Source organism: Telluria sp. Soil_C_11, from assembly GCF_057657395.1.
Map to the genome: position 1 here is coordinate 561140 of NZ_JBDGIN010000001.1, position 23948 is coordinate 585087.

The 23948-nt window shown below is 66.9% G+C and carries 21 protein-coding genes and 1 tRNA gene; 10 read left to right on the top strand and 12 right to left on the bottom strand.

The genetic code is table 11. From position 1 onward, the window contains the following. Positions 1–77, top strand: a tRNA-Met gene (locus AC3A6M_RS02415). A gap of 66 nt (positions 78–143) precedes the next feature. Here AC3A6M_RS02415 and AC3A6M_RS02420 read toward each other — a convergent pair. Both AC3A6M_RS02420 and AC3A6M_RS02425 read right to left on the bottom strand, forming a co-directional pair. Beyond that, entirely contained in the window at positions 144–1712 is a 1569-nt protein-coding gene (locus AC3A6M_RS02420; protein WP_487851137.1) for a hypothetical protein, read from the bottom strand. Between the two features lie 78 nt (positions 1713–1790). Beyond that, on the bottom strand, positions 1791–2963 hold the full coding sequence (locus tag AC3A6M_RS02425) for a M42 family metallopeptidase (protein ID WP_487851138.1): 1173 nt from the start codon (positions 2961–2963) through the stop codon (positions 1791–1793). 101 nt (positions 2964–3064) lie between these two features. Between AC3A6M_RS02425 and AC3A6M_RS02430 the strand changes: the two genes are divergently transcribed. After that, entirely contained in the window at positions 3065–3400 is a 336-nt protein-coding gene (locus AC3A6M_RS02430) for a DUF2004 domain-containing protein (RefSeq protein WP_487851139.1), read from the top strand. Here AC3A6M_RS02430 and AC3A6M_RS02435 read toward each other — a convergent pair. Beyond that, entirely contained in the window at positions 3397–4314 is a 918-nt protein-coding gene (locus tag AC3A6M_RS02435; RefSeq protein ID WP_487851140.1) for a LysR family transcriptional regulator, read from the bottom strand. The genes AC3A6M_RS02430 and AC3A6M_RS02435 overlap by 4 nt on opposite strands. A 108-nt stretch (positions 4315–4422) precedes the next feature. On the opposite strand from AC3A6M_RS02435, the gene AC3A6M_RS02440 reads away from it, so the two are divergent. Further along, on the top strand, positions 4423–5589 hold the full coding sequence (locus AC3A6M_RS02440; RefSeq protein WP_487851141.1) for a mandelate racemase/muconate lactonizing enzyme family protein: 1167 nt from the start codon (positions 4423–4425) through the stop codon (positions 5587–5589). Position 5590: 1 nt separating this feature from the next. On the opposite strand, the gene AC3A6M_RS02445 is transcribed toward AC3A6M_RS02440, so the two are convergent. Continuing rightward, positions 5591–5908, bottom strand: a complete 318-nt coding sequence (locus AC3A6M_RS02445; RefSeq protein ID WP_487851142.1) for a putative signal transducing protein — start codon at positions 5906–5908, stop codon at positions 5591–5593. A 144-nt stretch (positions 5909–6052) separates the two neighbouring features. Here AC3A6M_RS02445 and AC3A6M_RS02450 point away from each other — a divergent pair, with 144 nt between their 5' ends. Next, the gene (locus AC3A6M_RS02450) at positions 6053–8110 is read left to right on the top strand and encodes an NAD(P)-binding protein (protein ID WP_487851143.1); all 2058 of its coding nucleotides are present in this window, start codon (positions 6053–6055) and stop codon (positions 8108–8110) included. Here the strand turns inward: AC3A6M_RS02450 and AC3A6M_RS02455 are convergent. From AC3A6M_RS02455 to AC3A6M_RS02470, 4 genes are all read right to left on the bottom strand, one after another. After that, positions 8107–9390 (bottom strand): DUF445 domain-containing protein, encoded by a 1284-nt coding sequence (locus AC3A6M_RS02455; RefSeq protein ID WP_487851144.1) that lies wholly within the window; start codon positions 9388–9390, stop codon positions 8107–8109. The two genes, AC3A6M_RS02450 and AC3A6M_RS02455, sit on opposite strands and share 4 nt — an antisense overlap. 22 nt (positions 9391–9412) lie before the next feature. After that, on the bottom strand, positions 9413–10564 hold the full coding sequence (locus tag AC3A6M_RS02460; protein WP_487851145.1) for a CaiB/BaiF CoA transferase family protein: 1152 nt from the start codon (positions 10562–10564) through the stop codon (positions 9413–9415). Positions 10565–10636: 72 nt separating this feature from the next. Then, on the bottom strand, positions 10637–11794 hold the full coding sequence (locus AC3A6M_RS02465) for an acyl-CoA dehydrogenase family protein (protein ID WP_487851146.1): 1158 nt from the start codon (positions 11792–11794) through the stop codon (positions 10637–10639). A gap of 10 nt (positions 11795–11804) precedes the next feature. After that, a complete protein-coding gene (locus AC3A6M_RS02470) occupies positions 11805–12986 on the bottom strand; it encodes a lipid-transfer protein (protein WP_487851147.1) in 1182 nt (393 codons plus the stop codon). Between the two features lie 88 nt (positions 12987–13074). Here AC3A6M_RS02470 and AC3A6M_RS02475 point away from each other — a divergent pair, with 88 nt between their 5' ends. The 3 genes from AC3A6M_RS02475 (at position 13075) to AC3A6M_RS02485 (ending at position 17702) form a co-directional block, all read left to right on the top strand. Beyond that, positions 13075–13710: a TetR/AcrR family transcriptional regulator gene (locus AC3A6M_RS02475; protein WP_487851148.1), complete on the top strand. Its 636-nt coding sequence runs from the start codon at positions 13075–13077 to the stop codon at positions 13708–13710. A 95-nt stretch (positions 13711–13805) separates the two neighbouring features. Beyond that, the gene (locus AC3A6M_RS02480; protein WP_487851149.1) at positions 13806–15527 is read left to right on the top strand and encodes a cation:proton antiporter domain-containing protein; all 1722 of its coding nucleotides are present in this window, start codon (positions 13806–13808) and stop codon (positions 15525–15527) included. A 96-nt stretch (positions 15528–15623) separates the two neighbouring features. After that, a complete protein-coding gene (locus AC3A6M_RS02485; RefSeq protein ID WP_487851150.1) occupies positions 15624–17702 on the top strand; it encodes an FUSC family protein in 2079 nt (692 codons plus the stop codon). Positions 17703–17763: 61 nt separating this feature from the next. Here AC3A6M_RS02485 and AC3A6M_RS02490 read toward each other — a convergent pair whose 3' ends face one another. Further along, positions 17764–19734, bottom strand: coding sequence for an AAA family ATPase (locus AC3A6M_RS02490; protein ID WP_487851151.1), 1971 nt, complete (start codon positions 19732–19734; stop codon positions 17764–17766). A gap of 516 nt (positions 19735–20250) precedes the next feature. On the opposite strand from AC3A6M_RS02490, the gene AC3A6M_RS02495 reads away from it, so the two are divergent. After that, entirely contained in the window at positions 20251–20517 is a 267-nt protein-coding gene (locus tag AC3A6M_RS02495) for a hypothetical protein (RefSeq protein ID WP_487851152.1), read from the top strand. A gap of 119 nt (positions 20518–20636) precedes the next feature. Here AC3A6M_RS02495 and AC3A6M_RS02500 read toward each other — a convergent pair whose 3' ends face one another. Both AC3A6M_RS02500 and gstA read right to left on the bottom strand, forming a co-directional pair. Beyond that, on the bottom strand, positions 20637–21206 hold the full coding sequence (locus AC3A6M_RS02500) for a DUF1697 domain-containing protein (RefSeq protein ID WP_487851153.1): 570 nt from the start codon (positions 21204–21206) through the stop codon (positions 20637–20639). A 66-nt stretch (positions 21207–21272) separates the two neighbouring features. Beyond that, a complete protein-coding gene (gene gstA, locus AC3A6M_RS02505; RefSeq protein ID WP_487851154.1) occupies positions 21273–21881 on the bottom strand; it encodes a glutathione transferase GstA in 609 nt (202 codons plus the stop codon). Positions 21882–22007: 126 nt separating this feature from the next. On the opposite strand from gstA, the gene AC3A6M_RS02510 reads away from it, so the two are divergent. Beyond that, entirely contained in the window at positions 22008–22340 is a 333-nt protein-coding gene (locus tag AC3A6M_RS02510; RefSeq protein ID WP_487851155.1) for a hypothetical protein, read from the top strand. Continuing rightward, a complete protein-coding gene (locus tag AC3A6M_RS02515; protein ID WP_487851156.1) occupies positions 22337–23179 on the top strand; it encodes an HDOD domain-containing protein in 843 nt (280 codons plus the stop codon). The genes AC3A6M_RS02510 and AC3A6M_RS02515 overlap by 4 nt, the downstream gene beginning before the upstream one ends. A 112-nt stretch (positions 23180–23291) precedes the next feature. Here the strand turns inward: AC3A6M_RS02515 and AC3A6M_RS02520 are convergent, their stop codons facing one another. Continuing rightward, positions 23292–23681, bottom strand: coding sequence for a hypothetical protein (locus AC3A6M_RS02520; protein WP_487851157.1), 390 nt, complete (start codon positions 23679–23681; stop codon positions 23292–23294). Positions 23682–23948 lie beyond the last annotated feature (267 nt).

Genomic DNA, 23948 nt, shown 5'->3' on the forward strand with positions numbered 1-23948 from the left:
GGTGATATAGCTCAGCTGGTTAGAGCACAGCACTCATAATGCTGGGGTCGGTGGTTCAAGTCCACCTATCACCACCACGATACCGTCAGCGGCCTGGCTCATCGCGAGCCAGGCCGTTTGCGTTTGCGGCCCCGCGTTCGCCGCTAGGGCTTGACCCAGTGGATCACCCCACGCTGGGCCGCCTCCTCGCCCTCGCAATGCTGTTCGAAACGCAGGTCGATCGCGGTCAGCTCGCCGAGGGCATAGCTGACCTTGTCGACCACGAACCAGCCGTTGAGCATATTGCAGCCGGCCCCATGCCCGGACCAATCCATTCCGCCCCTGAGGGGATTATTGAAGGGATAGCGCTGCATCCCCCCGTAATAACCTGGCGCCAGCTGGGACAGCGTGCTCATGCCGACGAAGTCGCCGGTCCAGCCGCCCGCGCTGATCCACAGCGCTGCGGTATGGCGGCTCTCGACGCTGATCGTCGTATTGGCGGGGGTGAGCAGTTCGGTACGGCCGCCGCCGATGTAGTCGCCGATATCGCTGACCAGGTAGAGGTAGTTCCCGGCCGGCGGGACGAAGCCCGTGGGCCTCCACAGTCCGGCGGGCGGTGGATTCAGCGGTCCGGGCACGCTGGCGGTGTCGCCGGCGACCCAGTGCAGCTTGCCGTGCAGCGGCGCGGGGAAGCCATCGCAATTCTGTGCGAAGCGCAGGTCGATGGCGCTCAGGACGCCCGCGCTGTACACGGCCTTGTCGACGGCGAACCAGCCGTCCAGCATCTTGCAGCCGTACCCGTCGTTCGAGAGGTTCAAGCCGCCGAGCACCGGATTATTGGAGGGGTAGCGCTTGAGCCCCGTATAGTAGCCGACCGCGAACTGGGTCATGCCCAGCATGCCCTGGAAGTCGACGTCCCAGTTCTCGGCGCCGGTGATGTTCAGGCTCAGTTGCGCGCCATTCGCCCGGACGGCAACGCCGGCGTTGGACGGCGTGTAGAGAAAGGGGCGGTCGATGCCGCTGCCATCGCCTGTCGGGATCTCCAGATAAAAGTAGCTGCCGGATCCGGGCACGCTTCCCGCAGGGGGCTGCCACAGGCCTGCCGGAATGCTGGCCGGGACGGGAACCAGGGCGACATCGGCGTCTGCCTTGGTCCAGTGCACCCGTCCGCGCAGGGCCGCCGCGCCCCCGTTGCAATGCTGTTCGAAGCGCAGGTCGAGCGCCGTGAGCGCGCCTGCTTCCAGCGTGATCTTGTCGACCACCATCCAGCCGGTGAGCGTATTGCAGCCGCGTCCTTCGCCGCTCCAATCGAGGCCGCCGACCGCCTTGTCGGCGAAGGCCGCGCGCGTCAGGCCGCCGAAGTAGCCGGCCTGCAGATTGCCTGCGCCGCTGGGCAGCAGGAAGGTGGCGTTCCACTCTTCGTTGCCCTGCACGCCGACATTGATGGACAGCCCGCCCGCCGACACCTTGAGCAGCGCATCGGCCCGCGTGTAGGTGTACGTGCGGCCGTCGCCGACGTAGTCGCCGGCATCGCTTTGCACGTAAACATAGTTGCCGCTTGCGGGCATGGCGCCGGATGCCGGCGCCCACAGGCCGGCCGGGATCGGGTAGGCAAGCGGCGGCGCGGCCTGCACCGGCGGCGCCGATGTGCCTCCACCTCCGCCGCCGCAGGCAGCCAGCATGACGGCCCACAGGGCCGCGGCAAGATAGCGCGTGACGGGAAGGAATCGCATGGACGGCCTCGTACTGTTCAGGTGCCGTCGATTGTATTCCTTCCGCATTGCACATTTATCACCAAAACTAACGGATGCTCATCGGCTCTCCGGCGCAAAATCGCGGATCCGCCGCACCTCCGCCGCATCCAGCTTCTTCAGCATCGCCACGACCAGGTCCACCATCTGGTCGAAATCGCGCCGGTTCAACATGCCGTTGTGCGCATGCGTGTACCGCACCGGCACCACCAGGTTCACGGTCGGCACGCCGCCGTTGCTCCTCTGGATCTCCGCCGAATCGTCGCCATAGCCCTGCACCAGGTCGAACTGCAGCGGCAGCTTGCGCTCGGCCGCGGTCTGCTTCACGAAGGCGGTCAGCTTCCGGTTCGGCAGCGCCGACGAGTCGTACAAAAAGATCCCCGGCCCGGCCCCAAGCTTCACCTGGGTCTCTTCCGGCTTGCCCGGGAAGACGTCGCCGGTGATGCCGCCCTCGATGGCGATGCCGAGCTCCGGTTTCACCAGATCCGCCGCCGTGTGGGCGCCGCGCAGGCCGATCTCTTCCTGGGTCGTGATCACCCACACGATCTGGTTCGGATGCGGCTCATTGGCCAGGCGGCGCATGGCTTCGACGATCACCGCGCAGCCGACGCGGTCGTCCCAGCCCTTGCCGAGATAGTTCTGGGTGCCGTTCAGGATTTCGAAGGGCGCGTCGGGGACGATCGGGTCGCCCGGCGAGATGCCCATCTCGCGCACCTCCGCCTCGGTGCGCGCGCCGACGTCGAGGAACAGTCCGTCGCGCGCGAACACGCGCGTGCGCTCGTCGGCCGGCACGACGTGGATGTCGCGGATGCCCGTCACCGCCTTCACCGGTCCCTTGCTGCCGATGATGACCCAGCGCTTGTCCGGCAGCGCCTGGTCGAGCCAGCCGCCCAGCATCTGCATGGTCAGCAGGCCGTTCGGCGTGATGCGGCGGACCATGCCGCCCAGTTCGTCCATGTGGGCGTCGACCATGATCTTCGGCCCGCCCGAACCCTGGGTGGCGATGATCGAGCCCATGCCGTCGTAGCTGAGCGAGCTGGCGAGCGGCTTCATCATCCCGACCAGCACGGCGCGCACCGGTTCCTCGAAGCCCGGCGGCCCGGCGGCGTCGGCGATTTTCTGGAGGGTTTCGACGGTGCGGTCCGCAGTGGGTCCAGATACGGGCGCGGCGAAGGCGCCCAGCGAAGCCGCCAGCAGCGCGATGGCGGAGGAGATGCGACGGGTGGTATGCACTTGGAAGTCTCGTTGTCGTTGTGTTGGCGGCGGAGGACCGCATGCTGCCGAGTATGCCAAGAAATGATAGCCTTGCGCAAAACCATTCAAGAGCCACACCGATGAGCGACAACGACAAGGAACCGGCCCGCCGCGAAAGCGCCGCGCGCCAGGCCATCAAGGCCGATTTCGACATGGAGAACGAGGACTCCGCGGTGGCCATGTTCGTCGCCTTCCACCTGGAAGAGCTCGACGGCGGCTACTGGCAGCGGCACATGGGCACGGCCCGGCCCGATCCGTCCGCCGTGCCCGACATCCTCGTGCTGCGCGAGCACTGGGGCGAGGACGACGAGCTGGAGTTCTTCGACTTCACCCTGCCCGGCGGCGTGACCGACTACGTCATCAGCGTCCACTTCAGCCAGGCCGGCAAGGTCGACGACATCTCGATCGAAAGCTAAACCGCTTCCGCCGGCTGGCGGAAGTGCTCGACCAGGAAGTCGATGAAGGCCCTGGTGCGCGCCGCCTGGTTGCGCCGGTTCAGGTAGTACACGAACAGGTCCGCCGACGGCAGCCGGTACTGCGGCAGCACGATCTTCAGGCGGCCGCTTTCCACATAACGCGCCAGGTCCCATTCCGAGCGCACCAGGATGCCGTGCCCGTCCAGCGCCCAGCCCAGCACGATGTCGCCGTCGTTGCTCGACAGCGCGCCATGCACCTTCACCACCTCGCTGTGCTCTTCCCCCTCGCCTGGATAGAAGCGCCAGACGCCATGCGCTTCGTCGTTCTGCCGGTGCACGATGCACAGGTGGCGCGCCAGGTCGGCCAGGCTGGATGGCGTGCCGTGCCGCTGCAAATACAGGGGCGAGGCGCACAGGAAGCGCCGGTTGGTCATCACGCGGCGCGCGTTCAGGCGCTTGTCCGGCAGGGTGCCGAAGCGGATCGCCAGGTCGTAGCCGCTTTCGACCAGGTCGACCGGGCGGTCGGTCACTTCCATCTGCACCTCGACCTGCGGATAGCGCCTGGCGAATTCGGAGACGATCGGCGCGATCGTGGTGCGGCCGAAGCCGAGGGTCGCGTTCACGCGCAGCAGGCCCTTGGGCGCCGCGCGGCCGCTCGACACCGCATCCTCCATCTCGCGGATCGCCGCCAGGATGCGGCCCGCGTGCGCCAGATAGGTTTCGCCTTCGCTGGTCAGGCTGATGCGGCGCGTGGTGCGGTTCACCAGCCGCACGCCGAGCCGCGCCTCGAGCTGGGCCAGGCGCTTGGTCGCCGCCGGAGGCGTGAGGTCGAGCGCGCGCGCGGCCGCGGCCAGGCTGCCGTGGCGCGCCACCAGCGTGAAGAATTCCATGTCGGCGGTGTGGTCGGGCATCATCCTCTATTCACCTCAGGTTAATAATCAATTCAGGCCTGGGAAATTATAGGCCGGCCGATGGGGACTAAGCTAGGTACTCCATCACACAGCACCGAGCAGGCACCTACCATGAGAATCGTCGAGATCCGCGAACAGACCCTCCCCATCAGCTCTTCCATCCGCAACGCCTACATCGATTTCAGCAAGATGACGCTGAGCCTGGTGGCGGTGATCACCGACGTGATCCGCGACGGCAAGCCGGTGGTCGGCTACGGCTTCAATTCGAACGGCCGCTACGGCCAGGGCAAGCTGATGCGCGAGCGCTTCATCCCGCGCATCCTGGAAGCCGATCCAGGCACCCTGGTCAACGACAAGGGCGACAACCTCGATCCGCACAAGATCTGGGACGCGATGTTCACCAACGAAAAGCCGGGCGGCCACGGCGAGCGTTCGGTGGCGATCGGCACCATCGACATGGCGGTGTGGGACGCCGTCGCCAAGATCGAGGGCAAGCCCCTGTTCCAGCTGCTGGCCGAGCGCTACGGCAACGGCCAGCCGGACCGCAAGGTGTTCGTGTACGCGGCCGGCGGCTACTACCATCCGGGCCAGGACCATGAAAAGCTGAAGGACGAGATGCGCAGCTACATCGACCGCGGCTACACGGTGGTCAAGAAGAAGATCGGCGGCGCCTCGCTGGACGAAGACCTGCGCCGCATCGATTCGATCCTGTCGGTGCTGAAGGATGGCCAGAAGCTGGCGGTGGATGCCAACGGCCGCTTCGACCTCGACACCGCGATCCAGTACGCGAAGGCGCTGTCGCAGTACGACCTGTTCTGGTACGAGGAAGCCGGCGACCCGCTCGACTTCGAGCTGCAGGCGCTACTCCGCAACTACTACGACAAGCCGATGGCGACCGGCGAGAACCTGTTCTCGATGCAGGACGCGCGCAACCTGATCCGCTACGGCGGCATGCGCCCGGACCGCGACTGGCTGCAGTTCGACTGCGCCCTGTCGTACGGCCTGGTGGAATACCTGCGCACGCTCGACATGCTGCACCAGCACGGCTGGTCGCGCAGCCGCTGCATTCCGCACGGCGGCCACCAGATGTCGCTGAACATCGTGGCAGGCCTGGGCCTGGGCGGCAACGAGTCCTACCCGGACCTGTTCCAGCCCTTCGGCGGCTTCCCGGACGGCGTGAAGGTGGAAAACGGCTACGTCACGATGCCGGACCTGCCGGGCATCGGCTTCGAAGGCAAGGCGGACCTGTACGCGGAGATGCAGAAGCTGTCGGCTTGATTCATTCGCCGCCGACGTCGGCGTCCTCCCCCAGCGCGAACTCGCCGCGCTGGAAGGCCTCCAGCACCTGTTGCGCTTCCTGCAGGTGCTCCTGCGGCACCAGGACGCGCACCCCGCCCAGCGCCGGCGCCAGCAGCATGTGGGCCTGCATCAGGTGGGCGTCGGCCAGCACCGCCGGGATCCCGGCGGCGACCAGGCAGCCCTGCGCCAGGCTGGCGTCCATCGGCACCAGGTAACGGGCGACCTCGAACAGGTCGCGTCCCGGCAAGAGCGCCGCTTCGGGTGCGCCGGCCAGCACGGCATGCGATGCTTGTGTCATACATCCCCCCTTCGGCAAACGGATCGCAACGGATCGAAACGGATCGGACAGCTCTTCGGCCCATCTTACACCTGATCCAGGCGAACACGGATCGCGTCCGGCGCTCCTACACTGGACCGTGTTCGACCATGCATGGAGGTGACGATGGCCCAGCTGCAGAAAATCGCCATTCTCGGCGGCGGCGCCGGTTCGCTGGCGGCGGCGTTCTACCTGAGCGCCCGGCCCGGATGGCGCGAGCGCTTCGAGATCACAGTCTACCAGCAGGGCTGGTGCCTCGGCGGCAAGGGCGCGAGCGGGCGCAACGCCGGCCTGGGACAGCGCATCGAGGAGCACGGCCTGCACATCTGGTTCGGCTTCTATGCGAACGCGTTCGCGCTGATCCGCGCCGTCTACGAGGAACTCGGCCGCGCGCCGGGCGCGCCGCTGGCGGCCTGGGACCAGGCATTCCGGCCGCATGACTACGTGGTGCTGGCCGAGCAGGCCGGCGCCGCATGGCGGCCGTGGAACCTGGTGCTGCCGCGCCGTCCCGGCGAACCCGGCACCGGCAGCGATCCGGTCGCGCCGTGGCGGATGGCGCTGGAAGCGATCGCCTGGCTGCGCCGCTGGCACAGCGAACTGCGCGCGCAGGCGCCCGCCGGCATCGCCGACGATCCCTTCGGCGCGCTTTACGCGCAGGCCTGCGCCCTGCCGCCCGACGCGCAGCTGCACACGGGCGCCGACCATGCCCGCCTGCTGACGACGCTGCGCCGTGCCGACCGCGACCTGTGGGCGCTGTCGCTCAACCTCATCGACGACGACCGCATGCGCCGCCTGCTGACCGGGCTGGCCATCGGCGCCACCGTGCTGCGCGGGATGCTGGTCGACGGCGTGTTCACGCGCGGCTTCGACGCCGTCAACGGCGAAGACCTGCGCGACTGGCTGCTGCGCCATGGCGGCGACCGCGCGCTGTGCGTGGACTCGGCGCCGGTGCGCGCCATGTACGCCCTGCTGTTCGCCTTCGAGGACGGCGATCCGGACCGCCCCAACCTGGAGGCCGGCACCGCCCTGCGCTGGATGTTCCGGATGTCTTTCGCCTACCGCGGCGCCGTGATGTACCGGATGCAGGCCGGCATGGGCGACGCCGTGTTCGCGCCGCTGTACGAGGTGCTGGCGCGGCGCGGCGTGCGCTTCGCCTTCTTCCACCGCGTCGAGGACATCGCTGCGGACGGCGACGGCGTCAGCGCGGTGCGCCTGGCGGTGCAGGCCGATGTCCCCGGCGGCGACTATCGCCCGCTGGTGACGGTCAAGGGCTTGCCGTGCTGGCCGGCCGCGCCCGACTACAACCAGCTCGCGCCGGCGCAGGCGGCCCTGCTGCGCGATCACGCGGTCGACCTGGAATCGTGGTGGAGCGACTGGCCGGCGCTGTACCGCCAAGCCTTCGGGCAGGCACTGCCGGAACGCATGCTGCTGCGCGGGCGCGACTTCGACCATGTGGTGCTGGGCCTTCCGGTCAGCATGCTGCCGCTGGTGGCGCCCGGCCTGCTGGCCGCCAGCCCGCCGCTGGCCTCGAGCGCCGCCGCGCTGCGCAGCGTCGTCACCCAGGCCTGCCAGGTCTGGCTGAACCGCGACACGCAGGCGCTCGGCTGGTCTACCCTGCCGGCCGGCGAAGAGCCGATCCTGACCGCCTTCAGCCAGCCTTACGACACCTGGGCCGCAATGAGCCAGGTACTGCCCGGCGAGGACTGGCCGCAGGCGTCCCTGCCGGCCAGCGTACAGTACTTCTGCGGGGCGATGGCGCTGTCCGGACTGCCGCCCCGCTCCGACACCGGCTTCCCCGCGCGCGCGGCCGCGCAGGCGAAGGCCAACGCCACCGGACTGCTGGGCCAGCGCATCGGCGCGCTGTGGAAGGAAGCCGGCAGCGGCTTTCCCTGGCAGTGGCTGGTCGATCCGCTCGGCGCGGACGGCCCGGCGCGCATGGACCGCCAGTACTGGCGCGCAAACGTCGACCCGTCGGAACGCTATGTGCTGTCGGTGGCCGGCAGCAGCGCGCGGCGCCTGGCCAGCATCGGCACCGGCTTGCCGAACCTGTTCCTGGCCGGCGACTGGCTGCGCACCGGGCTCGATTCCGGCTGCGTCGAGGCGGCGGTGATGGGCGGCATGCAGGCCGCGCGCGCGATCGGTGGCTATCCGGAAGAGATCCCCGGCGACAGCGACCGCGATTAAATAAAAGGAAGCGTCGACAGCAGGTACAGCACGACCCCGATCAGGCCGCCGACCACGGTGCCGTTGATGCGGATGTACTGCAGGTCCTTGCCGATGTTGAGCTCGATCTGCTCCGACATCTCGCGGCTGTCCCAGTTTTTCACGGTGTCGGCGATGTGGCGCGTCAGGAAGCCCGCGAACTCGGGCGCCGCGCCGCGCGCCGCCAGCTCCAGGTTGTCGTTGAGCGAGGCGCGTAATAGCGGATCCTCGGCCAGCATGCGCCCGACCCAGGCGCCGGTCGCCTCCAGGCGTCGCCGCAGGACCGAGTCTTCCTTGTCCAGGTCGGCCTTGATCCAGGCTTTCAGGTCGCTCCACAGCGCGCCGAGGTAGCCGTTCAGGGTGGCGTCGCCGATCAGGTAGCGCTTGATGTCCTCGCCCTTTTCCGCAAAGGCCGGGTCGTCCTGCAGGCGCGCGATGAAGTCGGCGGTGAAGGTGTCGAAGCGCTGGCGCAGCGGGTGCTGCGGGTCTTCGCTGACGCGCTTCAGGATGCCGGCCGCCAGCCTGACCGTGAGGTCCGCCCCTTTGCGCCCGATGAGCTCCGACGGCAGCATCTTTTCCATGAAAGCGTATTCCTCGCGCAGCCAGTCGACGATGCCCTGGGCGATGAAGGCCTGGGTTTCCTCGTTGGCGAGCAGCCTGGCCAACTGGACGATGCCTTCGTCCAGCAGTTCCTGGTGGCGGCCGTCGCGCGTCACGCTTTCCAGGATCGTGCCGGCGGTCCTGGACAAATCGACGCCCTGGATCATGCCGTGCACGGCGCGCCGCACGAAGTTCTGCACGGCCGCATCCTCGATGAAGTCGAGCGCCCAGCCGGCCGTCTTCACCAGGTAGCGCCCCAGGCGTTCCGTGTTTTCCGGCCGGACCAGCCAGTCGGCCACCTTCTGCGCCGGGTCGTGGCGCTGGATCAGGCGCACGATCGAATCGGTGTCGAGGAATTTCTCGTGCACGAAGGCGGCCAGGTTGTCGGCGATGCGGTGCTTGTTGGCGGGGATGATCTCGGTGTGGCGCGAGACGAAGGGGATCGGGATGCGCCGGAACAGCGCCGCCACCGCGAACCAGTCGGCCAGCGCGCCCACCATCGCGGCTTCGGCGAAGGCTTTCAGCAGGCCGGTCCACCAGGTCGGCGGCAGGAACAGCGAGACCACGAACAGCACGGCCGCGCCGGCGAAGAAGGACAGCGCCAGCCGCTTCGACTGGCGCAGTTCGGCTTGTTTCTCGTCCTTGTTGGTCCTGGCTGGCATCACCGCGCCATGTTAGCCCAGCCTAGACGACGCCGGCGCGCCGCAGGGCTTCCACGCCGGCCGCGTTCCAGCCCCAGTCTTCCAGCACGGCGGCGCCGTCCTGGCCGGGGCTGGACGCCGGCCGGCCGATTCCGGCTTCGGTGCGCGAGAAGCGCGGCGCCGGCGCCGGCTGGGTCACGCCGTCGCGCTCGACGAAGGTGGCGCGCGCCGCATTGTGCGGGTGGCGCGGCGCCTCCGCCATGTCGAGCACGGGAGCGAAGCAGACGTCGGTTCCTTCCAGCAGGGCGCACCAGTCGTCGCGCGTGCGCGTCGCGAACAGGCTGGCGAACTTACGCTTCAGCTCGGGCCAGTCGGCCTGGCGCCACTGCTTGCGGAACTGGGCATCCTCGACCCCGCATAATTCCAGCAACTGGGCATAGAACTGCGGCTCGATGGCGCCGATCGAGATGAACTTGCCGTCGGCGCAGGCATAGCAGCCGTAGAACGGCGCGCCGCCGTCGAGCAGGTTGGCTTCCCGTGCATCGCTCCAGGAACCGAAGGCGCGCAGGCCGTACATCATTGCGCCCAGCAGCGCGGCGCCATCGGTCATGGCGGCATCGACCACCTGGCCCTTGCCCGAGCTCTTCGCTTCCCAGGCCGCGCACATCACGCCGAAGGCCATCATCATGGCGCCGCCGCCGAAGTCGCCGACCAGGTTCAGCGGCGGCGCCGGCGGGCCATCGGCGCGGCCCATCGCGTGCAGCATGCCGGACAGCGCCACGTAGTTCAGGTCGTGCCCGGCCGCCTGCGCCAGCGGCCCGGTCTGGCCCCAGCCGGTCACCCGGCCATAGACCAGCCGCGGGTTGCGGTCCAGGCAGGCGTCCGGGCCGAGGCCCAGCCGTTCCATCACGCCGGGACGGAAGCCTTCGACCAGCACGTCGGCCTTCGCGATCAGGTCGAGCGCCAGCTGGCGCGCGCGCGGGTCCTTCAAATCCAGCGCCAGCGAGCGCCGTCCGCGCGCCATCACGTCGAACTTCGTGCCCAGCATCGGGTAGGGATTCGGCGCATCCGGGTCGGGCTTGCGGTCGATGCGGATCACGTCCGCGCCCATGTCGGCCAGCATCATCGCCGCGAAGGGGCATGGGCCGATGCCGACCATTTCTATTACCTTTAATCCTGCCAACGGTCCTGCCATGGTTACCTCTATTCAAACGTCACGCGTGGGCACATGGGGCCCACCCTACGGGGTCCGGTCATGGCGGTCTCCTCACAGCGAACGGGCAATGATCTCTTTCATGATCTCGTTGGCGCCGCCATAGATGCGCTGCACGCGGGCGTCGAGATACATCTGCGCGATCGGGTACTCCAGCATGTAGCCGTAGCCGCCGAACAGCTGCACGCACTGGTCGACGATCTTGCACTGCAGGTCGGTGATCCAGTACTTGGCCATCGAGGCCTGCACGGTGTCCATGCGGCCGGCAATCAGGTCCCCGATGCAGCGGTCGACGAATACACGCGCCACGAAGGCCTCGGTCCGGGCCTCGGCCAGCACGAAGCGGGTGTTCTGCATCTCGATCAGGGCCTGGCCGAAGGCCTTGCGCTCCTTCGCATGCTCGACCGTGAGCCTGATCGCGCGCTCGATCGAGGCCACGCCGCACACGCCGACGATGGTGCGCTCGTAGGGCAGTTCCGTCATCAGCTGGGCGAAGCCGCGCCCTGGATCAAAGCCCAGCACGTTCGCCAGCGGCACGTGGACGTCGTCGAAGAACAGCTCGCAGGTGTCCTGGCCCTTCTGCCCCACCTTCTCCAGGATGCGGCCGACGCGGAAGCCCGCCACGTTCGCGCCAGACTGGTCGCGGGTCTCGACCAGCAGCAGCGAAATACCCTTGCTCCCGGCGGCCGGGTCGGTCTTGGCCACCACCAGGATCAGGTCGGCCATGTAGCCGTTCGAGATGAAGGTCTTGGAGCCGCGCAAAAGATAGCCGTCGCCGCTCCGGGTGGCCGTGGTGCGGATGCCCTTCAGGTCGGAGCCGGCGCCCGGTTCGGACATGGCGATCGCCGCGATCATCTCGCCGCTGGCAAGCTTCGGAAGATACGCGCGCTTCTGCTCCTCGGTGCCCTGGTTCAGCAGGTAATGGGCGACGATGGCGTGCACGTGCAGGCCGAAGGCGGTGTCGCCGGCGTAGCACAGCTCCTCGAACACCACGCACTGGTGGGCGAAGCTGCCGCCGGAGCCGCCGTATTCCTCGGGAATGTCGGCCAGCAGCAGGCCCATCTCGCCGGCCTGCCGCCAGACTTCACGGTCGACGTGCTGCTGCTCGCGCCAGCGCTGCTGGTGCGGCACGACCTCGTGGTCGACGAAGCGGCGCACGGCGTCGCGGAATCCTTCGAGTTCGGCATCCATCCAGGGAGAGACGTAATCCATATCCCTCTCCTTACGCGCGGTACATGGTGACGACGCAGGCGCCGCCCAGGCCCAGGTTGTGCTGCAGCGCGACCTTCGCGCCCTCGACCTGGCGGCTGCCTGCGCTGCCGCGCAGCTGGTGGGTCAGCTCGAAGCATTGCGCCAGGCCGGTCGCGCCCAGCGGGTGGCCCTTCGAGAGCAGGCCGCCGGACGGATTCGTGACCACCTGGCCGCCATAGGTGTTGTCGCCATCCCGGATGAATTTGTCGGCGCCGCCTTCCGGGCACAGGCCCAGGGCTTCGTAGGTGATCAGTTCATTGTGCGCGAAGCAGTCGTGCAGCTCGACCACGTCGAGGTCTTCCGGCCCGATGCCGGCCTGGGCGTAGACCTTTTGCGCGGCTTCCCGGCTCATGTCATAGCCGACCAGGCGCATCATGTCGCCGGCCTCGAAGGTGCCGGGACGGTCGGTGGTCATGGCCTGCGCCGCGATGTGGACGTCGGCGCGCAGGCCGTGCCTCTTCGCGAAGCTTTCCGAGACCAGCACCGCCGCGGCCGCGCCGCAGGTCGGCGGACAGGCCATCAGGCGCGTCATCACCCCGGGCCAGATCTCGGGCGCGTCCAGCACGTCCTGCGCGCTGACTTCCTTGCGGAACAGGGCCAGCGGGTTGTTGACGGCGTGGCGGCTGGCCTTGGCGCGGATGCGGGCGAACGCCTCCAGCGGGGTGCCGTATTTTTCCATGTGCGCCAGGCCGGCGCCGCCGAAGTAGCGCAGCGCCAGCGGGATCTCCGGCTTGCCCACCAGGCGGTCGGTGACGGCATCGAAATCGTCGAAGGGCGCCGGGCGGTCGGTGAACACGGAGGCCAGCGCCCCGGGGCTCATCTGTTCGAAGCCCAGCACCAGTACGCAGTCGGCGGCGCCGCTCTGCACCGCCTGGCGCGCCAGGTACAGCGCGGTGGAGCCGGTCGAGCAGTTGTTGTTGACGTTGACGATCGGGATCCCGGTCATGCCGACCCCGTACAGCGCCTTCTGGCCGCAGGTCGAGTCGCCGTAGACGTAGCCGACGTAGGCCTGCTCGACGTCTTCGTAGGCGATGCCGGCGTCGTCCAGCGCGGCGCGGGCGGCCAGCGCCCCCATCTCATGGTACGGGGCGCTGGCGCCCGGCTTGGCGAAGGGGATCATGCCCACGCCGGTGACGAATGTTTTCTGGCCCATCGGAGTCTCCTTCTGTTTTTTCGGTCACGTGACCGGGTTTCGGACAATTATAGGTCAACTGTACTAGTCGATAAAGTATAATCGGCGGATGGACACGACACTCGACAGCACGCTCAGGAACAAGGCCTCCGGCACCACCGAAAAGGGACTGGGCCGGGCCCAGGATATCCTGCAGGCGGCGCGCGCCCTGCTCGCCGCCGAAGGCTATGCCGGGCTGTCGATGCGCCGGGTGGCCCAGGAGGCCGGCATGAGCCTGTCGAACGTGCAGCATTACTACGGCAGCAAGGACCAGTTGCTGGAAGCCCTGCTGCTCACCACGATGGACAGCTTCCAGGCCAGGATGGACGGCATCGCCGCCGCCATGAGCGAGCGCTCGCAGCTCGAGCGTTTCCTGTCGACGGTCGACATGTTCCTGGAAGAGATCACCGATCCGGTCATCCACGCCCTGTTCTTCGAGATCTGGGCGCTGGCCTCGCGCAACCCCTTCGCCTCGACCCTGATGGACAAGATGCTGGGACGCGAGCGCAAGACCGTCTACCACCTGATCCGCGGCCTGAACCCGGCCATTTCGGACGAGGAAACCATGCAGCGCGCGATCCTGATGGTGGCCCAGATCGAGGGCCTAATGCTGTTCCGGCTCGACAAGCGTCGGCGGCGCGCGCAGTTCGATGCGGTGCGGGCCTCGCTGCGCAAGGCGCTGCTGGCGCTGGCGACGATGCCGTAAAATAAACCCTCTTCGACACGCGGCATCAACGTCAACGTGTCGCGACCGTCACGCGTGGGCACGGTGTGCCCACCCTACGAGGAGGCCACGTCCTAATGCACCACAACATCAGCCTGATCACCACCATCGCCGCCGCCCTCGGCTTCGGCCTGCTGTTCGGCATGCTCGCCGTCCGCATGCGCCTGCCGGCGCTGGTCGGCTACCTTGCCGCCGGCGTGTTGATCGGCCCCGCCACGCCCGGATTCGTCGCCGACGTGGCGCTCGCCTCCCAGCTGGCCGAGATCGGCGTGATGCTGCTGATGTTCGGGGTCGGCCTGCACTTCTCGCTCGACGATCTGCTGGAGGTGAAAGGCATCGCCCTGCCCGGCGCGATCCTGCAGATCACGGTGGCCACGCTGATGGGCATCGGGGTGAGCCAGTTGTGGGGCTGGAGCCTGGGCGCGGGGCTGGTGTTCGGCCTGGCGCTGTCGGTGGCCAGTACGGTGGTGCTGCTGCGCGCGCTGGAAGACCGCGGCCAGCTCGATTCCTTCAACGGCCGCATCGCGGTGGGCTGGCTGGTGGTCGAGGACCTGGTCACGGTGCTGGTGCTGGTGCTGCTGCCGGCGCTGGCCGGTCCGCTGGGCGGGCATGGCGCAAACGCGGACGGCAGCGGCCATGGCGCCGGCGATTCGCTGTGGCTCGCGCTCGGCAAGACCCTGCTGTCGGTGGGCGCCTTCGTCGCCTTCATGCTGCTGGTGGGCCGCAAGCTGTTCCCCTGGTTCCTGTGGCGCGTGGCCAAGACCGGGTCGCGCGAGCTGTTCACCCTGGCCGTGATCGCGGCTGCGGTCGGCATCGCCTACGGTTCTTCGCTGCTGTTCGGGGTTTCGTTCGCGCTGGGCGCCTTCTTCGCCGGCATGGTGCTGCGCGAGTCGGCGCTGAGCCACCGCGCGGCCGAAGAGACCCTGCCGCTGCGCGATGCGTTCTCGGTGCTGTTCTTCGTCTCGGTCGGCATGCTGTTCGACCCGCGCGTGCTGGTCGAGCATCCGCTCGAGGTGCTGGCGGTGGTCGCGATCGTCCTGTTCGGCAAATCGCTGGCCGCCTTCATCCTGGTGCTGGCGCTGCGCTATCCGCTCAACACCGCGATCACGGTCTCGGCCAGCCTGGCGCAGATCGGCGAGTTCTCCTTCATCCTGGCGGCGCTCGGCATGTCGCTGGGCCTGCTGCCCGACCTGGGCCAGAACCTGATCCTGGCCGGCGCCATCATCTCGATCGCGGTGAACCCGCTGATGTTCAAGGCCATCACGCCGCTGCAGGAGTGGCTGCGTTCGAAGTCCGACCTGGCGCGCAGGCTGGAGCGCTCGACCGACCCGCTGGCCGAGCTGCCGATGACGGTGACCCACGAGCGCCTGACCGGCCAAGTGGTGCTGGTCGGCTATGGCCGCGTGGGCAAGCGCATTGCCGAGGAACTGGACAAACAGGGCGTGCACTACGTGGTGGCGGAACAGAACCGCGAGATGGTCGAAGAGCTGCGCCGGCGCGACCAGCCGGCGGTGGCCGGCAACGCGGCCGACCCGGCGGTGCTGATCCAGGCCCACATCGCGCGCGCCTCCATGCTGGTGATCGCCACGCCGGACACCTTCCACGTGCGCGCCATGGTCGAGACGGCGAAGGCGCTGAACCCGAGCATCCACTGCGTGGTGCGCAGCCACAACGAGGAAGAGGCGCGCCTGCTGCGCGAGGAGACCGGCGGCACCGTCTTCATCGGCGAACGCGAACTGGCGGCCAGCATGACGCGCCACGTGCTGCAAGGCCTGGCGGAAGCGCCCGCCGCCCACTGACCGCGGGGCCGGCAGCGCCAGGCGTGCGTGGCCGATTCCCGGCGTCTTGTACAGTAGCTGCTGAGCCACTGCCGGGATGGCCGGACTGGACGCGACATGCACCATGACCGTCACCGCTTCTCCTACCTGATCGACCGCCTGCTCGCCTCCGATCCCGCATTGGAGCGGCTGCGCGGCGGCCTGCGCGCGGTGCTGACCGCCGGCATCGCCGCCGGCGCATTCCTGTTCCTGACCCGCCTGCTGGGCCTGAAGTACGAGCTGTCCCTGGGCGGCATCGTGGTGCCGATGATCGCCGCCGTCGCCCTGCCGGACGCCGGCCGCAGGCAGCAGCAGGTGACGATGGCCTGGGTGCCGGTGGTCGCCAGCGCGATGCTGGTGCTCGGCAGCCTGGTGGGCGGGAAGCCCTGGCTGAGCGGCGGCTGCTTCCTGCTGGTCATCTTCGCGGCCTTCGAAGCGCGCCGCTTCGGTCCGCGCGCCGCCGGTCTCGGCACGATCGCCTATCAATCCTTCTTCTACGCGCTGCTGCTGAAGGTCCCGCCCTCGAAGGCGCAGTGGGATCCGCTGTTCGTGTTCGCCGGCTGCGCCATCGCCTTCGTCATCCGTTTCTGGCTGGTGCCGGAACATCCCGGCCGCATGCTGCGCAGCGAGCTGCGGGCCTGGCGCGCCCGCATCGCCGTGCTGCTGCACGACCTGGCGCACCGCCTCGAACGCGGCGCCGAAGCGGGCGGCAAGCAGGTCGACGCCGGCCTGGCAGCCCTGAACGCGCAGTCGCTCGGGCTCGAATCGCGCCTGGCCGGTTTCGCCCTGGCCCCCGAGGGCGAGGCCGCCGCCGGGCTGCGCGCGCAGGTGCTGCATGGCGAACTGGCGGCGGAAGCCGTCGCCGCGGCCGTGCGCGCGGCAGGCCGCGCCGGCGCGCGCGAGCGCCGGCACCTTGCGGGCGGCCTGCGGACGCTGTCGCGCCGTGTCGGCAGCGGCCGGGCCATCGATGCCGGCGCCTGGAGCGCGCGCTACCGGCCCGGTGAGGAATCCCTGCCGGAGACGCTGCGCTGGCGCCTGGAGCGGGCGATCGGGACGCTGGCCGGCCTGCCTTCGCTGCGCCAGCCCTTGCCGGCCATGTCCGATGAACGCAAGCCCGAGCCGGCCCCTGCCCCGAACCCCGCCCCGGCCGGCGCCGGGAACGGGAAGAGCCGGCCGGACGAGACCACACGGCGCGCGCTGCAGGCTTGCGCGGCCGCGCTGGGCGCCCTGCTGGCCGGACGCGCGCTGTCGCCCGACCACTGGTTCTGGGCGGTGTTTGCGTCCTTCGTGGTGTTCGCGCGCACGGCGACGGTCGGGCAGACGCTGTCGGGCGCCTGGCGCCAGATCCTGGCCACGGTCGGCGGCCTGTTCGTGGGCGTGGCGGCGGCCGAGCTGGTGCACGGCAACCGGAGCATCGAACTGTCGCTGCTGTTCGTGTTCATCGCGGCCGGCTTCTATGCCTTCCACGGCCTGCAGAACGCCTACACGGTGCTGCTGAGCGCCATGCTGGCCATGCTGTACGAATTGATGGGAATGGACAGCCCCGGCCTGCTGGTGCTGCGGCTCGAAGAAACCGCGATCGGCGCGGCCAGCGCCATCCTCGCTGCGCGCCTGGTCCTGCCCGCGCACACCCGCGACGAATCGGCCGGCAAGAGCGCCGAGCTGCTGCGCGCGGCGGCCGGGCTGCTGCGCGCGGTTTGGCTCGCGCCGCGGTCCACGTCATGGCATGCGCCGATGCGCGAGCTGGACCGCAAGCTGCAGGCCTTGCGCCAGGCGCTCAGCCCCGTCACCGGCAGCGACTATCCGGGGTCGAAGGAAAACCGCCGCCAGCACCTGGCGCGGCTGGCGCGCGTCGCCTATTGCGTGCGGCACGCCTGCGCCCTGCCGATGCACCACGCGCCGCAGCTGGCGCAGTCGGCAGCGCTGGCCGAAGCGGCCGGGGTGCTGGCGCCCCGGCTGGAGGCAACGGCCGGGCTGCTGGCCTCGCCGGACCGGCGCAAGCAGCCACCGGAAGCCCTGCCCGCGCTCGCGCGGCCGGCGCCGGAGCAGGACGGCGCCGACGCCATCCCGATGCGGTTGGCGGCCCATTGGCTGATCGAGACCGACCACTGCCTGCGCGCGATCCGCGACGAACTGCCGGCGCCGGGCAAGCCATGAAAAAAAGCGGCGGACATCGCTGTCCGCCGCTTCGCTCATCAGATTCGCCCGGGTTTCAGAATCAGGCGACCGCTTCCCCGGTCTCCATGCACAGCTTCAGGCTGGCGTGGCGCGCCGCCTTCAGGCCGGACATCAAGGCTTCCTTGTGCTCTTCCAGCAGGGCGAACACGGCATCCTTGGACAGCACGTACTGGTCGAGCAGGGTGTCCTTGAGGGCGACGATCACCTTCTCGTAGTCGCGGATCGCGTCCAGCGTGTAGCTGTACAGCTCATCCGACTTCTCCTCGACCTGGCGCAGGGTGTGCTCGCCCGAGGCGTCGTTGGCAAGCTGGCTGTAGTCGATCTTGGCGCGCGAATACATCGACAGGCGGCCGACCATCAGGTTCAGCATCTTGGTGATCTTCTCGATGTCGTTCTGGCTGCCGACCGAGATGCCGCGGGCGCCGTAGAACAGCTCTTCCGCCGCCACGCCGCCGTACAGGCCGATCACGTCGCGCTCCAGCTCTTCCAGGGTGCGCAGCGACATGTCGTCGCCCGACTGCAGCACGTAGCCCAGGGCGCCGATCTTCGACACCGCTTCGGTGCTGATCTTCAGCAGGTGCGATTTCTCCTTCACTTCGTCCAGGCTCATGCCGGCGCGCAGGAAGGGGTCGATCTGCATGAAGAAGTGACCCAGTTCGTGCACGGCGATCCGCTCGCGCTGCTTGTGCTTCTCGGCGGTGGTGGCGCGGTCGGTCAGGCCGATGGTCGCGCGCTCATAGGCACGGAACAGCAGGTCGGTGTTGATGATGACCTTTTCCTGGATCGACAGCATCGATGCGCGCTCGACCACGGATTCCAGCAGCGCCGGGCTCAGGTTCTGGGTGATCTCGGCCACCTGGTCCAGGTCGAGGTCGTTCCAGTCGACCAGGCCTTCCTTCTTGCGCGACAGGAAGCTGCGCAGCAGTTCGCGCCGCTCGGCCTTGTTCGGCAGGCGGAAGTTGATCTTCACCGAGAAGCGGCGCAGCATCGCTTCGTCCATCTCGGTCGAGGCATCGTCGAAGTTCGAGGCGACGACCCAGATCACGCCCTGGCCCTTGTCGCTCTTCACGCCGTCCAGCAGGCCCAGCAGGGTGTTGGCGGTGTCGTCTTCCCATTTCTTTTCGCTGCGGCCGCGCGGCATGAACAGGCTCTGCGCTTCATCCAGGAAAATGATGCAGCGACCCTTGCTCGAAGCCTTGCGGTAGAGGGCGTTCAGGGCCTTCGAACCGCCGCCCACATAGCCCGATTCCAGCGCCGAGCCCGAGGCCTGGATCAGCGGGATGTCCAGGCGCTTGGCCAGGTAGCCGACCAGCTTGGTCTTGCCGGTACCGGCAGGACCGGTCAGCATGACGTTGAAGGGCTTGTCGATGTTGTGCTCTTTGTACAGCTCGCGGTTGCGGATCATGTCTTCCAGGTGGAGGACTTCCTGCTTGATGTCTTCCATGCCGATCAGGTCGTCCATCGAACCTTTCAGCTTGTCCGGCGAGATCAGCTGGGCGCCGGCCGAGTTCATGCCCGGGATGCCGAACTTCATCGCGTACAGGATCACCAGCAGCACGGTCAGGTCGAGCGCGTGGCGCTTCAGGAAAGACAGGACGTCGGAGCCGAAGCCTTCGTTCTCGTCCTGCAGCACGGCCTTGTGCGACGCCAGGTAGTCGTCCTTGGCGATCGAGTACGGGATCGCATTCTTCAGCAGGACTTCACGCTCGAGCGACAGGTGGGAAGTGCTCGGCACCTTCACGACGTGCAGCTGCGGCGCGCCCTTGAACTTGTAGATATAGCGCGGCGCATCCGACAGCGGATGGGCCACCAGCAGATAGTCGAGGCGGTCCTTCTGCGCGGCCAGCTCGGTGATCTCGGAGATGTTCTGCGAATGGACGACCGGGGATGGGTCCTGCGGGACGTCAGCCTTGTAAATGCCCCATCCCACCAGCATGCCGAGCAGCACGGCAGTCGCGATACGGACGTAAACATTCTTGAAGGCAATTTGAAGTCGAGCAAAATTGGGCATATATCAGTACTCTTTAATCTGAAGGTGCTTCACGACGTTGATACTGCGTACCTTCCGAAGTGCCGAGTGGACGCGAAAGGCGGCGGTGCATGGGACCGCATGGGATGCAAACGTATGCGTCTGCTATTGTTTTGATGCCCGAGGGCAATAGGGATATGGAGACTATACCCCCAAAGAAAAGGCAGGTGTATACCGTGCGCTTAAAAAACTTTGGAACACAACAGAGATAATCAAATTGACATCGATTTTCTTTGTGTTTTCAATAAGTTAGCGATGAAAAATGCACATTTTTATCGATTATTTTTAAATCAGGCAAGTATTCCAAAGATAATGTTTTCAATTTCATTAATTAAAAAATATTTAATTTTTATGGTTTTAAAGAAATAGGTAACAAGACGTAACGCGCGCAATTAAAACTGCATTTTTGTTATGCTGGATTCATACCCGGATGCGTGGTCGAAAGTGGTATTGCCGGGTCATGCCGGCATTGTCGCCAGACATCTAGAAGGAATGACCGTGAAACGATACGTTCTTGCCGCAACACTCAGCCTGCTCTTCGGCAGCGCCGCCCAGGCCGCTGTCATCGACCTCGACACAAGCCAAGCCATCCGCGCCCATCGCCTTGCCGATGTGTCGGCGGTCACGCGTACCGACGTAGTAGCGCCACCCTCGCCTTCCATGTCCGAACTGCCGGAACCGGAAGTGTTTGCCATGATGCTGGTGGGCCTGGTCCTGATCGGCTACCGGGCAAGCCGCGACAGCAGCGACAAGTTCGAGAAGTGATCTGATCGTAAGGACGGAGAGTCGACGGCGCCAGGGGCGCCGTTGTCGTTTGAAAGGTACGTGAACATCGTACCCAAGTTTCGTATATGGGGATGGGATCCCCGTTCACAAGGCTTTGTTCATGCCGCTGTGGTGCACAGGGCGTGCAGCTTGAGCAAAGTGGCCCAGTTGCGCGACGTGGTCGTATCGCCCAGCTGCTTGCCGAGCGCGGCCGCCGCGGCACTGTCGAGGATGCCGTCCGGACACCACACGTAAGCGGCGCGCCCGCCGAGCGCGGCGGCGCCGGGATGCCAGTCCTGGCCGCACAGCGTCTCGAGCGCTTCGCGCGCCTGCGGATGGGCATGGGGGCTGGACAGGATGAAGGCCAGCAGGCGCGAATGGTCGCCTGCCTGGCCGAGCAAGGGGTTGCCGGCGACGATGGCGGCGAGCTCTTCGGCGTCGAGCACCAGCACCCGCGCCGCCACGCCCAGTTTCAGCACCAGGGCTTCCTCGATTTCGCCGGCCACCTCGTCCTGCGGCCGCACCGGGCCGCTGAAGACCAGGTTCCCACTGTTAAGAACACTGCGCACCCCGGTATAGCCCAGGTCGCCGACCAGCTTGCGGAGGTCGGCCATGGCGATACGTTTTGCGCGCCCAACATTTACGCCCCTCAACAGGGCGACGTAGCGTTTATCTGTCATCGCGCGCATGGTACCTTGGCGGCGCCGGGGATGGCGTAACACACTTATGCCGGCCTTAAAACCTGCCCCGGGTCCTTACTTGAGCAAGCCTTCGGCCCGGAGCGCCTGCTGCACTGCCGGACGAGCGGCGACGCGCTGCGTGTAGGCGGCAAACACCGGCCATTGCGCCAGGTCGAACTGGACGAAATTGGCCCAGCCCAGCACCGTGAACAGGTAGGCGTCGGCCACCGTGAACTGCGAACCCATCAGGTAGTCGCGGCCTTCCAGCTGGCCGGCCAGCCAGTTCAGGCGGTTCGTCAGGTGGGCGCGCGCCGCCTCCTTCATGTCTTCGGTCGAGGTCGGACGGAACAGCGGGCTGAAGCTCTTGTGCAGCTCGGTCGAGATGAAGTTCAGCCATTCGACCAGGCGATAGCGCTCCAGGGTGCCGTTGGCCGGGGCCAGCTGGCGGTCCGGGGCCAGGTCGGCGATGAACTGGACGATGGCCGGGCCTTCGGTGAGCACGGCGCCGTCATTCATCTCCAGTGCGGGTACATAGCCCTTCGGATTGATCGTGAGGAAATCACGGCCGCTGGCGGTCTGCTTGGCGCGCACGTCGACGCGCTCCAGTGTGAAATCCAGGCCTGCCTCGAGCAGTGCGATGTGGGGAGACAGCGAGCAGGCGCCGGGGCTGAAATACAGTTTCATGGTGGGTCCTATCAGAAAAAATGCCCGCCGAGAATACAACAGTTTCCAAGGTCTTGCCTTTTGGACTCATCTTTGACCCGGACTGGGTGGTAATATAATTCCATTAACAAAAAGCAAGAGGCAACGATGAGCGGGGCTTATCAGATGACACCCCTGGCCGAGGCCCGCCCGGGCATGGTGCTGGGCGAGGTGTTACGCGACGAGAAAGGCAATATGCTGCTGGCGCAGGGCGTGGTGCTGAGCGAAGGCATGCTGGCTTCGCTGGCGCGCCACGGCGTCGACATGCTGCCCATCCTGGCCGCCGGCCGGCCCGCAAGCGCGATCGATCCGGCCCGCGTCCAGGGACGGCTGGACCGGGTATTCCGCAAGCACGGGCGCGGCGGCGACGACGACTGGGCCATCGGCATCCTGCGCCAGTACATCGAGGATTTCCGCCTGGGACGCGAGGTGCAGCGATGAGCAAGCTGTCGCCGGAACAATTGGCCCAGGATGTACAGGACTTGCCTTCCCTGCCCGCGGTCGTCATGGAACTGCTCAGCAACATCGAGCAGGAGAACATCGACATATCGGTGCTGGCGAAAAAAGTCTCCTACGACCAGGCGCTGACGGCCAAGACCCTGCGCCTGGCGAACTCGGCGTCTTTCGGCCTGCAGGTCAAGGTGGCGACGATCCAGCAAGCCATCACCTTCCTCGGCTTCCAGACCACACGCAACCTGATCACGGCGGCGGCGGTCACCGGATGCTTCCCGAACGGCCGCTGCCCGGGCTTCAACGACAAGGCTTTCTGGCGCCACTCGATCGCGACCGCGGCCTGCTCCCGTTCGCTGGCGCGGCGCCTGCGTTTCAACCAGGATGTCGCCTTCACGGCAGGATTGCTGCACGACATAGGCCGGCTGGTGCTGGTGAGCGGTCATCCGCAGGCTTACGGCGAGGTGCTGGCCTGGCGGGCTACCCACGATGGCGAGTGGCTGGATGCCGAGCGCGCCGTGCTGGGCGTCGACCATGTGGACGCCGGGGTGGCCCTGGCCGAGCATTGGAATTTTTCGGACACGATGCGCCAGGCGATCGCCTGGCACCACGCCCCCGAGACCGCAGGCGCGGGTTTTCTTGCCGCCATCGTCCATGTCGCCAACGCGGTCGTCCACGCGCTCGACCTGGCGGGCGAGGAGGATGAGCTGGCGCCGGCGCTGTCCAGTGTGGCCTGGAGCGCGATGGGCCTGAATGAAGAAGCTTACCTGGACCTGTTCCGCGAGACGGAACAGCAGCTGGAAGAAATGTCGGCCATCCTGATGGCGTGAGGGCTTTCACCCCCTCAGGCTCAGGACGGCCTAATAAAGTGACGGCAGCGGGTGCGAACCCGCTGCCGGGTCTGGCCGGAGGCATGACGGGACCGCTGCCATGCCCACGGCATCAGTGCGCATAGTTGCCGGACTTGGAAGCGTCGCTTTGCTCTTGCGGCTGGGATTGTTGCTGCTGAGCGGCCTGTGCGGCAGCCTCTTTTGCAGCTTTTTCTTCAGGCTTCGGGCGGCCTTGTGCATCCGACAGGCGATATTTGGTGCGGCGGTCGCCCATCAGGTCGCGCAGGTCGCGAATGCTCATGCCGGTCACCTCGTGCATACGGATCAGCAGCGACGCGCCGACCGGCAGGCGATGGTGACGGATCTTGCTGATCACCGGCGGAGCGACTTCCAGCATGCGCGACAGCGCTGCGTCGTTCTTCAGCTGCATCTTGCCGAGCAGGATGTCCAGCAAGTGGTTCGGGTTGTAGCTTTCCTGTGAAGACAGAGCGTGATGTGCCATGATTACCTCGTGAGTGGTTAAAATAGTTCTCTTACGAACTTTGTTAAAGACTTCGTTTCGTCAACATAAGTTCCCGGTTCCGTTACCGAACGATCAAGCTACTGCGTGTCGGCAACGTCACCGGACCCCGTGCGCTCTCTAACCCGCTTCCCTCACGCACTTGTTTTTCGAACAAATTATCAAACTCATATGTCGGGATCACACTCGACCTGAGCACGAAAGTCGTTGATCGAAATTAAGCTATCGTTTGGAAAGCTTGTCATACAG